Source organism: Sphingomonas paeninsulae, assembly GCF_003660165.1.
Taxonomy (GTDB): domain Bacteria; phylum Pseudomonadota; class Alphaproteobacteria; order Sphingomonadales; family Sphingomonadaceae; genus Sphingomonas_O; species Sphingomonas_O paeninsulae.
Window position 1 is genome coordinate 757,527 of sequence record NZ_CP032828.1, and the last position, 13,970, is coordinate 771,496.

General features: G+C 61.2%; 9 protein-coding genes. 4 read left to right on the top strand and 5 right to left on the bottom strand.

The features are described 5' to 3' along the window. Positions 1-289: 289 nt before the first annotated feature. The 4 genes from D3Y57_RS20045 to D3Y57_RS04975 all read left to right on the top strand — a co-directional run bounded on the left by D3Y57_RS20045 (position 290) and on the right by D3Y57_RS04975 (position 8,138). Positions 290-706, top strand: a complete 417-nt coding sequence (locus tag D3Y57_RS20045; RefSeq protein ID WP_162986971.1) for a hypothetical protein — start codon at positions 290-292, stop codon at positions 704-706. Then, positions 684-2,138: a Y-family DNA polymerase gene (locus tag D3Y57_RS04965; RefSeq protein ID WP_239025823.1), complete on the top strand. Its 1,455-nt coding sequence runs from the start codon at positions 684-686 to the stop codon at positions 2,136-2,138. The genes D3Y57_RS20045 and D3Y57_RS04965 overlap by 23 nt, the downstream gene beginning before the upstream one ends. Next, positions 2,135-5,482 carry an error-prone DNA polymerase gene (locus D3Y57_RS04970; protein WP_121151880.1) on the top strand — a complete coding sequence of 1,116 codons (3,348 nt, stop codon included), beginning with the start codon at positions 2,135-2,137 and terminating at the stop codon, positions 5,480-5,482. The genes D3Y57_RS04965 and D3Y57_RS04970 overlap by 4 nt, the downstream gene beginning before the upstream one ends. Before the next feature lie 379 nt (positions 5,483-5,861). Beyond that, entirely contained in the window at positions 5,862-8,138 is a 2,277-nt protein-coding gene (locus tag D3Y57_RS04975; RefSeq protein ID WP_121152128.1) for a glycoside hydrolase family 3 N-terminal domain-containing protein, read from the top strand. A gap of 9 nt (positions 8,139-8,147) precedes the next feature. On the opposite strand, the gene mdoH is transcribed toward D3Y57_RS04975, so the two are convergent. From mdoH to D3Y57_RS04995, 5 genes are all read right to left on the bottom strand, one after another. Then, positions 8,148-9,983: a glucans biosynthesis glucosyltransferase MdoH gene (gene mdoH, locus D3Y57_RS04980; protein ID WP_121151882.1), complete on the bottom strand. Its 1,836-nt coding sequence runs from the start codon at positions 9,981-9,983 to the stop codon at positions 8,148-8,150. Next, the gene (locus D3Y57_RS04985; protein WP_430738987.1) at positions 9,980-11,485 is read right to left on the bottom strand and encodes an OpgD/OpgG family glucan biosynthesis protein; all 1,506 of its coding nucleotides are present in this window, start codon (positions 11,483-11,485) and stop codon (positions 9,980-9,982) included. Before D3Y57_RS04985 ends, mdoH begins: the two co-directional genes overlap by 4 nt. Before the next feature lie 88 nt (positions 11,486-11,573). After that, entirely contained in the window at positions 11,574-11,960 is a 387-nt protein-coding gene (locus D3Y57_RS20740; RefSeq protein WP_239025747.1) for an efflux RND transporter periplasmic adaptor subunit, read from the bottom strand. Further along, positions 11,930-12,760, bottom strand: coding sequence for an efflux RND transporter periplasmic adaptor subunit (locus D3Y57_RS04990; RefSeq protein WP_239025748.1), 831 nt, complete (start codon positions 12,758-12,760; stop codon positions 11,930-11,932). The genes D3Y57_RS20740 and D3Y57_RS04990 overlap by 31 nt, the downstream gene beginning before the upstream one ends. 4 nt (positions 12,761-12,764) lie before the next feature. Then, positions 12,765-13,820 (bottom strand): TolC family protein, encoded by a 1,056-nt coding sequence (locus D3Y57_RS04995; protein WP_239025749.1) that lies wholly within the window; start codon positions 13,818-13,820, stop codon positions 12,765-12,767. Positions 13,821-13,970: the final 150 nt, after the last annotated feature.

Below are 13,970 nucleotides of genomic sequence, written 5' to 3' on the forward strand. Positions count from 1 at the left end.
GTGGGGGCCTGGCCCGCGCCGCGCTGCACGAATTCTTTGCCGCCGGGCCTGCGGATGTCAGCGCGCTTGCGGGCTTTGCTGTGTTGCTCGCCGTCCGTGCGCAGCTTGGCTCAAAGCCGGTGATCTGGGTGCGCGAGGACCGGGGGATCGCAATAACGGGCGGCTTTATGCGCAGGGACTGGTCGAACTCGGCGCGGACCCCGATCGGTTCACTATCGTCCATGCCCCCGACACGCTGTCGCTGCTGCGAGCAAGCGCGGACATCGTTAAATGCTCGGGTGTCGGGGCTGTGTTTATCGAACCGTGGGGAAAGGCGTCCGAGTTTGACCTCACCGCATCGCGTCGCCTGTCGATGGCCGCCGCGCGGTCGGGTGTCATGACATTATTGCTGCGGGCAGGGGCGGAACCGCACCCCAGCGCCGCGCTGACCCGCTGGCGGATCGGCTGCGCGCCTTCGACTCTTTTGCCGGACGAAGAGGCGTTGGACGGCGAATTCGACGCTTACGCTCCGGGCGTGCCAGCTTTTGACATCGAAATGCTCCGCCATCGCGGTGGATTGCCCAGTTTTACCGCCCGTCTGGAGTGGAATCGTGACCAAAACAGTTTTGAAGCCGCCCCATTCTTCAATCAAACGGCGCTATCTGGCGATCTATCTGCCATTCCTGCCCTCGGAACGGATACGGATGGCGGGTCTTGCGCCGCCTGAAGGCACACCGTTTGCCCTCGTCGAGAAAATCCGCGGGGCGATGCGCCTGACGGCAGTCGATGTCGCCGCACTGCGTCTTGGTTTGGTACCCGGCCTGACCCTCGCAGACTCCCGCGCGCGCGTTCCCGAGCTGGTCGTATCGGATGCGGCACCCGCCGAAGATGCCTTATGGCTCGACTGGCTGGCAGATGCTTGCGATCGCTATAGCCCCAGCGTCGCCATCGACCCGCCACAAGCCCTTATTATCGACATTACCGGATGTGCTCTGGAGGGCGACATCGTCGAAGATCTGAAGAAACGTATTATCCGTCAGGGGTTTACAGCAAATCTGGCCTGCGCAGTAACGCCCGATGCCGCAATTGCGCTCGCCCAATACGGTATGAACGGGATACTCCATTTGCCAGTCGCAGCACTTCGAGTTGACCCGGAAATCCACACCGCCCTGCGCCGCGCCGGGTTGAAAACCATCGGCGATCTCGCCGACCGTCCCCGCGCTCCGCTGGCTGCGCGGTTCGGGACGCCGTTGCCCCATCTGCTCGCCCGGTTGCTCGGCGAACAGGATGTCCACATCATTCCCCGTCGCGTGCCATCTCCCGTTGTGGTGGAGGTGCGGTTTGCGGAACCTATTGCCCGCACTGAGGATATGCTTTCCACACTCGAAAACCTTGCTCATCAGGTCGCCGGTGCTCTCATCGAACAGAGTGTTGGCGGTCGCTGTTTCGAGGCGGCATTGTTTCGCAGCGACGGGCATGTCGCGCGGCTGAAAGTCGAAACCGCAGGGCCGGTCCGCGACCCCGCAATTCTTGACCGGCTGTTCCGCGAACGGATCGATGCGTTGTCCGACCCCCTCGATCCGGGCTTTGGTTATGACCTGATCCGTCTTGCCGTTAGGGTCACCGAACCGCTTGCGCCCGAGCAGTTACGACTGGAAGGCGGTGCGCTTACTGACATTGAACTTGGGCTGCTGATCGACCGGCTCGGTACGCGACTGGGCAAAACGCGTATTCGTAAATTTGCGGCGGCCGACACCCATATTCCGGAGCAAGCCGCGTTCGAATTGCCGATTGTCGAGGTTGCCCCGGTTAGCGGATGGGTCCGTTCAGAGGAAGGCGAGCCGCCGTTGCGTCCCATCCATTTGTTCGACCCGCCGCACCGGATAGAGGTCATGGCGGGACTTCCAGATGGGCCGCCGCGCCGATTTCGGTGGAGACGCACCAGCCATGATATCACCCGCTACGAAGGCCCAGAACGCATCGCTGCCGAATGGTGGCGGCGGCGCGGCGGCCATGATCTTGGCGGTGGCGGCTTGACTCGCGATTATTACCGGGTCGAGGATATGCGCGGCCGACGGTTCTGGGTGTTCCGCCACGGTCTGCAAGGCGGCAGCGAAAAGGTTGATCCCGGCTGGTTCCTGCACGGCATATTTGCGTGACCGATTTTGCTGAACTCATCGCCGCGACCAACTATTCGTTTCTTCGCGGTGCCTCGCACGCGAAGGATATGGTCGGTACGGCGATAGAGTTGGGTTATCCGGGTATCGGCATTGCCGACCGCAATAGCGTGGCAGGGGTAGTCCGCGCTTACGTTGCCCTCAAGAATGCGCGCGAAAAGCGAACCGAAGAAGCTCTCCCCGATTTTGACTTCAAACTGATCGTCGGTGCGCGCCTCGTCTTTGCTGACGGGACACCCGACATCATTGCCTATCCCATGACCCGCAAAGGCTGGGGTCGCCTGACGCGGCTTCTGACAACGGGCAATCTGCGGGCGGAAAAGGGCGGTTGTATCCTTCGGTTCGACGATCTGCTGAACTATCTCGAGGATCTGTTGCTGATTGTCATGCCGGTCTGCACCGCGACGGAAGACAAGGCGAAAGCCAAGCCCCCCGAGTATGATTCAGGGCTGGATGCCAAACCCGCCCCTCTGCTTAGGCTGGTTCTCCCGCCGCTTCCTCACGGGCTTGGTTCCACGCTCTCTCGCCTTGCAGGCCATGCTCCCGACCGTGTTTGGCTGGGAGCAACCGCCGCTTATCGTGGAGATGATGCCCGCCAACTTGCCCGGTTAAATCGTATTGCACGAATTGCGGGTGTTTGCATGATCGCCACCAACGAGGCTCTCTATGCGACGCCCAAACAGCGACCACTCCACGACATCCTGACCTGTATCCTCAACGGCACCACCATTACGAATGCCGGTTACAAGCTTGAACCCAATGCAGAGCGCCATCTGAAATCGCCTGCCGAAATGAAACGTCTTTTCCGCAAATATCCGCAGGCGATTGTGGAAACGACACGATTGCTGTCACGCATCGACTTCACTCTCGAAGACCTGAAATACGAATATCCGCACGAACCGGTTCCACTGGGCAAAACGCCCAATGGCTGGCTGGTCCGCCTCACGATGCGAGCGGCGCGCGACCGCTATAAAAGAGAGCGTCTTCCCGAAAAATTGCGCGGCTTGCTCAGGGAAGAATTCAAACTGATCCGTAAGCAGAATTACGCCTATTATTTCCTGACCGTCCATGACGTTGTCGCCTTTGCGCGCCGCAAGGGAATATATTGTCAGGGTCGCGGATCGGCAGCCAATTCGGTGGTGTGCTTCATGCTCGACATCACTTCGGTTGACCCGATGGAGCACAGTCTCTTGTTTTCCCGATTTGTGTCGGAGGAGCGCAAGGAACCGCCCGATATCGACGTTGATTTCGAACACGAACGTCGTGAAGAAGTGATGCAATATGTCTATGATCGCTATGGCCGACACCGTGCGGGGATTGCCGCAACTGTAGCCCATTACCGTCCGCGCAGTGCGGTTCGGGAAGTGGGCAAAGTGCTTGGGCTAACCGAGGATATCACCAATCGTCTGACCTCGACCGTATGGGGCAGCTATACGACGTCGATGGACGAAAAACGGCTCCGCGAAGCTGGATTTGAGACCAACAATGTTGAAATCACAAGGCTGAACGGGCTGGTCCGGCAACTGATGAATTTTCCGCGCCATTTGTCGCAGCATGTCGGCGGTTTCGTACTGACCGAAGACCGTCTGGATGAAACGGTGCCGATCCATAATGCCGCGATGATCGACCGCACTTTCATCGAATGGGACAAGGACGATATCGACGCGCTGTGTCTGATGAAGGTCGATATATTGGCGCTCGGGATGCTGACCTGCATCCACAAGGCGTTCGACATGATGCGCGCCAATGGGCTGGGCGATCATAATCTGGAAGTGGACCTCCCTGCCGACGATCCGGAAGTTTATAAGATGCTGTGCAAGGGTGACAGTGTCGGCGTGTTTCAGGTCGAGAGCCGTGCACAGATGAATATGCTGCCGCGCCTGCGTCCCAAGGAACTCTACGATCTGGTTATTCAGGTCGCCATCGTCCGACCGGGGCCGATTCAGGGCAATATGGTGCATCCATATCTGCGGCGGCGACAGGGGATCGAGGAATGGAGTTTTCCGTCGCCTGCCAAACCTCATCCGCAGAACGAACTGCACGAAATCTTGGCCAAGACGCTCGGCGTGCCGCTGTTTCAGGAACAGGCGATGAAACTGGCTATCGTTGCGGCGGAATTCACACCAGCGGAAGCAAACAAATTGCGGCGTGCAATGGCGACGTTCCGTAATGTCGGCACGATGCCGCAGTTCGAGGAGAAGATGGTCGGTGGCATGATGCGGCGCGGCTATGAGGAGGAGTTTGCGCGACGCTGTTTCGAACAGATCAAGGGGTTTGGCAGCTATGGCTTCCCCGAAAGCCACGCTTTGTCGTTCGCGCGGCTGGTCTATGTTTCGTCATGGATCAAATGCCATTTTCCTAACGTATTCTGCGCGGCGCTGCTCAATTCGCAGCCGATGGGATTTTACGCGCCTGCTCAGATCGTTCGCGACGCGCAGGAACATGGGGTCGAGGTTTTGCCGGTCGATGTAAATTTCAGTATTTGGGACACTGAACTGGAGAGTGGCGCGGTCCGCTTGGGGTTCCGTCAGATCGAGGGCTTTCGAGGGGAGTGGGCGGAGCGCATTGTCGATACCCGGCCATTTGTCAGTATAGAAGGACTGGCGCGCGATACCATGATTCCGGGGCGTGCATTGCAGCTGTTGGCCGATGCCGACGCGCTTCGATCGCTGGCACTGGATCGGCGCGAGGGGCTTTGGGAGGTGCGCCGCACGCACAGCGATACGCTGCCACTGTTTGCTGCGGCTGATGCTCGTGAGCTTGCCGCCGAGCCCGAGGCAAACCTGCCTGTCATGCCGATGAGCGAGCATGTTGCCGCCGACTATCAGACGGCTCGTTTGTCGCTGAAGGGGCATCCGATGGCGTTTTTGCGTGAGACTTTCGCAGCGGAAAACATCCTGACTTGTGCCGCGACATCAGCGACGAAAAACGGCGCACGAGTGAAGACGGCGGGCGTGGTTCTGGTTCGCCAGCGTCCGGGCAAAGGCAATGCGATTTTCGTCACGATCGAGGATGAGACCGGAGTGACGAACATTGTAATTTGGGCGCGGCTTTTCGAACTTCAGCGGCGTGAAGTGATGGCTGCGCGGCTGATGATGGTCGAGGGGGAGCTTCAGCGTAGCTCCGAAGGTGTCGTCCATTTGATGGCCAGCCGGGTTTATGACCGGACTGACGAACTGAAGCAGCTATCCGAGGCGCATGATCCGATTTCGCTATTGTCGCAGGCCGACGAGTTCCTGCACCCTCAGCATCCACGCCATGCGGTCCCTCGTGGTTCGCACCCGCGCGATGCCCGGATTTTGCCGAAATCGCGGGATTTTCACTAATAACCTAAATAACCACGATTATCATTTTACTCAGACGAAAATAGTAATCGATCCGTTCAATCGAGCGAAGCGTCCCGGCTGCGGTGATCTCCCCTTTTAATTTATCGTTGCGTTAGGAGCGTAAAGAAGCGTTCTCCTTGATTGACCATGATCTGCTGCACTGTCGAGACCAACAGGCCGCTCGCCCGTCCACGTTGCGCGAATTCAAATGGGTCGTACCGGGCGGGAGGTTTTCGAGCGTCCGGGTGATCATGCCTTTGATCCGGACATCATTAAGCGCGCTATGAGGCCGCCCAAGCGCCGCTACGGCGCGGTTTGGACTCGGGTAGTCCATTTCCGATACGGTGCGTTCATCACTCCACTGATAGTCATGCAACCTATGAAATTGAATCGACGCGAGATCATATTAACGGCCACCGCGGGCGCCATGACTCTTGGTTTCCGAAGCAAGGCAATGGCTGCGACGGATGTGGAACGGGTTAACGACCTTATCGCGCGTATGACGGTTGAAGAGAAAGCGGGTCAAATGACTTGCCTCGCCGATTCATTTCGCCCCTTTAATCCGCCCAATCCTCAGGCCGGCATTCGAGACGAAGGACGGCTTGCCGCTGAAGTAAAGCGTGGTCGGGTCGGGTGCCTGTTCAATGGCTATGGTGTGGCCGGCGCGCGAAGGGCGCAGGATATTGCTGTAAAAGAGAGCCGACTTGGCATCCCGCTGCTTTTCGCGGGGGATGTAATCCACGGCTTGAAAACGGTATTTCCTGTACCGCTGGGAGAGGCATCCAGCTTTGATCCCGAGCTTGCGGAAAGAACAGCGCGAGCGGCCGCTGAGGAGGCAACGGCGGCAGGGCTTCACCTTACCTTTGCGCCGATGGTGGATATCGCGCGTGACCAGCGCTGGGGCCGCGTGGTGGAAGGGGCAGGGGAGGATGTGTATCTCGGTCGATTGTTCGCTGCAGCGCGCGTGCGCGGGTTTCAGGGCCGAAACCTGCGCCGTGCCGACAGCCTCCTTGCCTGCGCGAAGCATTTCGCGGCGTATGGAGCGGTGTCGGCCGGTCTGGAATATGGCAGCGTGGATATCTCCGACGAGACATTGCGCGAAGTCCACTTGCCGCCCTTCGGAGCAGCCTTTGCCGCAGGGGCGGTCATGACGATGGCGGCGTTCAATGAAATCAACGGCGTTCCCGCGACCGGCGATCGCGAGCTGTTGACCGACATCTTACGCGGCGAGATGCATTTCCGCGGTTTCGTATTTTCCGATTATACCGCCGATGAGGAACTGATAGCCGGCGGCTTTGCCCATGATGCGCGTGATGCGGCTCGCCTCGCCGTGCAGGCGGGCGTCGACATGAGCATGCAAAGTGGCCTTTACATCGATCATTTACCCGAACTCGTGAAATCGGGTGCTGTCCCGATGCAGGTTGTGGACGTCGCGGTGCGCCGCATTCTTTATGTGAAAACCATGATCGGCCTGTTCGACAACCCTTATCGGTCGCTCGACCCGGCTATCCAGAAAACGAGAATAGCGACATCGGAGAAACGCGACCTTGCGAGAGAGGCTGCGGGACGATCTATCGTCCTTTTGAGTAATGCTGGCATATTACCTTTATCACCGATCTCCAATCAGCGGATCGCGCTGATCGGTCCGTTCTCCGAAGATCGCGATAATCTGTTTGGGCCGTGGGCGTTTTACGCGGATCAGGGGAGCGGGATCGATATTGCCAATGGGTTGCGCGCGGCACTGCAAAATCCCGATAGCCTGACGGTGACGCCGGGATGCCATGTCGAGGCGGAGATCAGCGGCGGACTGGCAAAGGCCGTCGCCGCAGCAAAGGCTGCCGATATCGTCATACTCGCCATCGGTGAATCGCAAATGATGTCGGGCGAGGCGCAGAGTCATACGGTGATAGAAATCCCTGCCGCCCAGCAGGCCTTGGCCGAAGCGGTCGCGGCGACAGGGAAGCCAGTCATAATTATACTCTGTCATGGCCGTGCGCTCGCCCTGAATGGCGCAGTCGCTAATGCGCAGGCAATTCTGGCAACATGGTTTCTCGGTAGCGAAGCGGGGAACGGCATAGCCGATGTCTTGTTTGGGAAAGTCGATCCGTCGGCCAAGCTACCCGTCAGCTTTCCCTGGGAGTCCGGGCAGGAGCCTTTTTTCTATAACCGGAAATCGACGGGTCGACCGGTGGTATCCAATGTGACCGAATATAAGGCGCGTTACAGCACGACCGACAACAGTGCGCGTTTTCCCTTCGGTCACGGCCTGACGTATGCCGATTTCGTTCTGGATAACCTGCATCTGAGCGACACCGCTTTGCGATGGAACGATTCAATCGAAGTCCGGGCACGGCTGACCAATCGGAGTACCCGACGTGCCTCGGAGGTCGTCCAGCTTTATATCCGCGACCGCGTTGCCAGCCGCACGCGCCCAATCCGTGAATTAAAGGGCATAAAGCGTGTGACCTTGAGCGGCGGCGAAAGCATTTTTGTGCGATTTTCGCTTTCCCGATTCGACTTACAGTTTGTGGGCTATCGCAACCAGGTCATTGCAGAACCCGGCGTGTTTGACGTTTGGGTGGGTCAATCGTCCGCAGATGGGTTGCATGCAGAATTTACCTTATATGCTGAGGCGGATAATAAGGGACAGAAGTAACGCCGAGCATTAAAGTTCGCCGAACAAGTTCCGATCCATTAGGGGCACTTGCGGCTCAGGGCTTGGCACGCGCGGGGCTTCGGTAATGCCCGGCTCTGGCACGCGGAAGAAGCGCGCGGCCGCCGCCCGGCTGCCCAATGCCTCGCTCGAGGTCAGACTGATCAGCCAGGGCGAAATAAGCAGACCGACGATGATCGGCGAAAGCCACAGCGCGGTCGTCGTGTCGAAAAAGGCGGTCGCGGCGAGCGCGGTGCCCAGCAACAAATGTTCGCGCAAGTCCGGCAACACCTCACGCACGGTGATGCGCCGCGCGCCGCGGACCTGGGTGTTCCAGCTCGCCGATATGCCAAGTAGCAGGCCGAGCAGCGCCTTGGTCTGCGTGACCATCGTAATGGGCGCGAGCAGCATGCCGAGCACAATCTCAACCGGCACCGTGCGCAGGATCGCCCCCGCGCCGCCAAAGCTGCGCCGCCGGTCGCGGTCGGCCAGCATCCATATCGTTCCCATCAGCTTGGGGCCGAACAGCAGCAGCACCGTCAGCGCCAGTACGCTGGGCGGCGCCAACGTAACGAAACTGCCAGTGCCGCGTGTTGCCATCTGGCCGATCATCGTCAGGATCAGGAGCAGCCAGCCCGGCGAGGTGAGGTAGGCCGATGCGCCGATCAGCAGGTGGAGGCGACTGGCCCAGTGCAGGCCGAATGATCCGAGCAGTTGCAGGTGCTGCAAATTGCCCTGCATCCAGCGCCGGTCGCGGATCGCCATATCGACGATGGTGGGTGGGAACTCCTCGTAGCTGCCGCCGATCATCACCATGTGCACAGCCCACCCGCGTCGCCGCAGCAGTGCCGATTCGAGCATGTCGTGGCTCAGGACATGGCCCCCGAACGGCGCCTTGCCGGGAAGTTCGGGCAGGCCGCAGGATTCGGCGAAGGCGCGCGTGCGCACGATCGCGTTGTGGCCCCAGAAGTTTGCTTCCGAACCCGACCACCATAGCAGTCCAGCGCTGGCGATTGGACCGTAGGCCTCGCTCGAGAACTGCATCCAGCGCTGGAAGAGGGTGCGCGCGTGGGTGATCATCGGCACCGTCTGTAGCAGGCCAATCGAGGGGCGCTCCTCCATGATCGAGGCCATGCCGACGATGGCGTCGCCGCTCATCATCGAATCGGCGTCGAGGATTAGCATGCACTCGTAAGACGCGCCAAAGCGGCGGACCCATTCCGCGATGTTACCGGGCTTGCGCGCGACGTTCTTCTCGCGGCGGCGGTAATAGAGTTTGATCGGTGCTTCGGCCGCGAGCTCGCGCCAGGCGGCTTCCTCGCGTTTGCCGTGGAAGGGGTTGGAATCGCTCAGGATGAAGAAGTCGATCCAAGGTGCGCCACCGGACGCGGCGATGGAGTTCGTCATGGCGCGAGCACGAGCGAAGACCTCCTCGACGCTCTCGTTATAGACAGGCATCAAAACGGCGATGCGATGGCGCAGGCTGGAGGCAGGACTGGGCAGGACGGTGAAGCCGGGATGCTCGCCGGTAATGAGCTTGAGGAAGCCGATTGCGGAGGAAACGAAGCCGAAGGTGATCCAGCAAAAGAGAGGCACGAAGAATACCAGCAACGTGACTTCGACCCAATCGAGCCCGTCACGCGATAGCTCCATACGCACTGTGCTGGAGGCGGCAAGGCCGATCACTGCGGTCAGCGCCAGCAACAGCAAACGTTTGACCAGCATTCCGTGCGGGCTGGTCAGAACTTCGCGTGCGCCGGGCGGGTTGCCGTAAAGGTTCTGCACCGGCATCACGAGGGGCGCTTCGGCGGGCAGCATCGGCGGGCTTGGCAGAGCGGTCATGCTCATGTCTCGATCGCCTTGATCACGGTTTCGCTGAGTGCGGTGTTCCCACGCTTGAGAAACACGCGAAACTGGGGCTGGCTTACGTCTTTGCTTCTCACGTCGATCATGACGCGCCAACGCGCGGCGGCATGCGCGATTGGGTAAGCGGCGGCGGATACAATCGCTCCTGTGGGAAGGTCGGTTTCGGGGACAACGCCGCTGGTGCGATCCAGCCCGGTGAGCGCCGGTCCCGCGAAATCGAAGACGAATTTACGCACGCCGGCCGCGGGAGGAGCGCCGGGGATGCCGCCGGGTCCGTCGTAGATATCGACACAGCGCGAGGCCAGGTCGGCGGTCGGGTCTTTTGATGTCCAAGTTAGCCGATAGGCGAAGTCGCGTCTTTCCCCCGCGCGAGCCGGCCGGTCGCCCCGCCAGAACATTGCGATATTGTCCATCGTCTCACTCTGCGTCGGCATCTCGTAGAGGCACACCGCGCCGGCGCCCCAGTTGCCCTTGGGCTCGACCCAGAGCGAGGGGCGGCGATCGTAGAACACACCATCGTCCTGATAATGGTCGAAGGTCTGATCACGCTGCAGCAGGCCGAAGCCTTTCGGAGATGACGCACGCAGCGAATGCAGTTTGGCGACCTGTGGATTCTCGAGCGGTCGCCAGATGCGCTCGCCATTGCCGGCCCAGATCGCGAGACCGTCGGAATCATGGATCTCGGGCCGCCAGTCGCGTCGGCCCGGCGGGGTCGACTGGTCGTACCAGAACATGCTGGAGGCAGCGGCGAGGCCCAACTGCTCGACGTTCTTGCGCAGGAACAGCGTCGCGGTGACGTCCTGTGTCACGCCGTTCTGGCCCTTGCGGCAGTCGAAGGCATAGGCACCGACAAGGCTCGGGCCGTCTAGAAGGGCATGAACGCGGATCGTATCGGCCCCGGTCTGCTCGATCCAGAAGTGGGTAAAACCTGGAAACTCCTCACCCTTGGCAAGGCCGGTGTCGATGGCGATGGCGCGGGCCGACAGGCCGTATTGATCGCGCGATCCCGAGGTGCGGAAATAGCTCGCCCCCTGAAAGGCGAGCCAGTCGCTATGGTTCGAGGAGTCCATGACGCGAAAGCCGACCGGGTCGGTGTTCTGGTTGCCGATGAACAGGCCGTCGGTGTCCACGATCTCGCGCGCCTGGCCGCTTTCCACCACGGCGATGCGCACCGGCTTGGGTGCCGTACCCCTGGTCGCCGGAAACAGACGAACGTTGCCAGCGATGGCCTGCGCGTCACCGTACGTTAGCCGAACGGCGGCGTCGTAATCGGCAGCGGCACGCGGGGAATCTGGCGTTTCCGCAAAGGGTATGCGCGAAAGAGCCTGAGCGCGGGCAACCAGCCAGTCCCAGGAAAACGGCGTTGGCGCGCCCAGTCGACCGGCTGCGGCAGTGGCGATTCCGCCGGGCAAGGCGCTTGCCGCCGCGAGCGCCGCGAAAAGTCTGACAGCCGTACGGCGCGTTATCTGCGCGTTGTTTAACAAAACGGATTCCCTCTTGTATCGCCGCAATGTCGACGTGGTGGCCTGATGCGATACGCCCGAAAGGCCCTATTGTTGCACGGTAAACCTGTCAGTGGTGTGACCGTTCCGAACCGCTCCTTGCGTCTCGCCAACCGATGATCGCCCGATCGCCGGGCTTGAGGTCGTTGGCGAAGACTTCGACGCGCTTGCCGTCGCTTCCTCCTACGGTGACGTATATCCGCCGCGGGTCGCCATGTTCGAGCACGTATATCCGCTCGCGCCGTGCTTCCCGCCGATCTTCCTGCCGATCGACCGGCTCGAACGCAAGCGCAGCTTCTGGCACGAGCAGAACGTTGCGCCGCTCGGGTAGGTCGACCTCCACCGTCGCGGCCATGCCGGGGCGGACCCATGGGTCGGGGCGTTCTATGGTGAAGAGCGGGCGCGGCGGGTTGCCCTGCAGCGGTGTCAGCGTGGCCGATTGCGGGGCGTCGGGCATGGTATCGAAGCGCACCTGTGCCAGAGCGCTCGCCTCGATCGGCGCGCCTGGCCGGGGGTCAGCGGCACTTCGATAGTCAGCGGCGCGAGTCCTGCGGCGATGGTGAACAGCGGTTGGTTCTCGGTGACCGTTTGCCCCGCCTGAACTTCGCGCATGACCAGCGTGCCCGTGATCGGCGCGCGCACTTCGGCGCTGGCCAGCTGCGTCTGTTGGTCCTTGAGCTGGAGCTTTGCCGCTTTGACCTCGGCCCGCGCGGTTTCGACGCCGAGTTCGGTTCGCCGGGCTTCCACGCGTGCGCCTTCGATTTCGTTCAGCGACGGCGCGCGACCGCCCGACCGCTTCCACACGCTCTCAAAGCGGGCGAGGCGTGCGCTGGCATCCAGGGTGGATATTTTCGCGGCCTCCAACGAGGACTGCGCCACAAGCAGGCGCGACCGCCCGATCGCAACTGCGCTCGCGACTTGACTGGCATCGAGCATTGCCAGCACTTCGCCCTTCTCGACCTTGCCGTCGCTCTTGCCAGTAATCCATGTGACTCGCCCGCGGATGGCGGCCGTGACCGTGACTTCGCCCGAGCCGCGCACCTGCCCACGTTCGGACACCCGGGGCACGAGGTTCCCCATTTCCACTGGGGCGGAGTAGTATGGCGAATCCTCGCCGGTGACGAAACGCACGAAAAATGCCAGTGTCCCCAAGGCCGCCAGCGCCAGCACCAGCAGACTGAGCCAGTGGCGCATGGCACCGCGTGGCGCGGCATCGAGCAGCGCGTCGAGCGGAGAATGCCTGTCTTGCTTGCTCACAATATCAGTCACAGTCGGCAGTCACCGTGATCGTTTCGTCCTTGGTGGGCGGCTCGGCGGCGACCGTCGGAGCGAGGCCCTTGCGAGCCCACGCGGGGTCTTGTTCGGACCACAAGTCCAGCGTCGCCATCACTCGGCTTGCCCTGGCATTGACGAACGCGAGGTTCACCGCCGTGACAGCGGCTTCCGCGACGTAGAGCGTGGCAAATTCGCCGGCTCCCTGTCGATAGGCTCCGCGCGCATCCCTGACAGTCCGGCGCGCGTCCTCCAGGGCCTTCGCTAGACGGGCTTCCCGCGCCACGTCATCGGCCAGCGCGACGCGGCGCGGATTGCCGGGGTCCGTTGTCGCCAGCAGGTCGATAGGTGAGGTGAGGATCGTGCCGGGCGTCCCCAGCTTGCCAGCGAGAGCCTCGGGCGTATCGCCAATCATGCCGGCCAGTTGCGATATGGCGTCGCTCAAGCGGCTTTGCGCGAAGCCCAATTCGCCTTCCGCTGCTTGGTCTTGCGATCGCGCCAATGCGCCGTCGATGGCCGAAACCAGTCCAGCCTCGCGACGGAACTGGGCAACTTCAGCATTGTCTTTGTACTGATAGCGCAAGCCGCTGCGCAGGGTGACTTCCTCCTGAAGGCGTCGAACCTCCACATAGGCGAGCGCGATCTGCCGAGCCAGATGGGCGCGCCGCACGACTACGCGTTGGACCCGCTCTTCGCGGGCATTGGCGCGGGCCTCTGCCGGCGCCTTCTGGTCGGCGCCCAGCAGGTGGTCCAGCCTCGCCCCGATCCATTTTGCCTCCTGTGCGACTTGAAGATCGTATCGCCGCAGCCCGGAGACGCGGCAGGTAATCTCTTGGTTGAAAGCGAGTCCTTGTTGCACGAGCGTCGCGAGAACCGGATCGCCCGCTTCTCGCCACCACTCCGGGGCTGCGGGCACATCCTGCCTGAGAGCGGTCGTCGCGAAAGGGGAACTGGCGACGCCGCGCGGCTGAGTGCATCCCGCGCTCGCAAGAACGAGCATCGCGCCCGTGGCGGCCAGAGGCAGTGTTTTAAATTTGGTCGTCACGGACAACGCGATAGCACCTGAAACCTGCGAAGCAATCTCGCTTCGACAGCGCACGTCGCAATGGGCCACTGACTGCACCGCGTCGACCTTGTTGGATGATCGTCATACAGCCGCCCATCGATTGCGCTATAGCGATTTTGATCGGATTAA

Excerpts from the sequence above, each read along its gene's own strand:
- mdoH (WP_121151882.1), bottom strand. The coding sequence starts at position 9,983 with ATGAGCATGACCGCTCTGCCAAGCCCGCCGATGCTGCCCGCCGAAGCG.
- D3Y57_RS04975 (WP_121152128.1), top strand. The coding sequence starts at position 5,862 with ATGAAATTGAATCGACGCGAGATCATATTAACGGCCACCGCGGGCGCC.
- D3Y57_RS20740 (WP_239025747.1), bottom strand. The coding sequence starts at position 11,960 with ATGCCCGACGCCCCGCAATCGGCCACGCTGACACCGCTGCAGGGCAAC.
- D3Y57_RS04965 (WP_239025823.1), top strand. The coding sequence starts at position 684 with ATGGCGGGTCTTGCGCCGCCTGAAGGCACACCGTTTGCCCTCGTCGAG.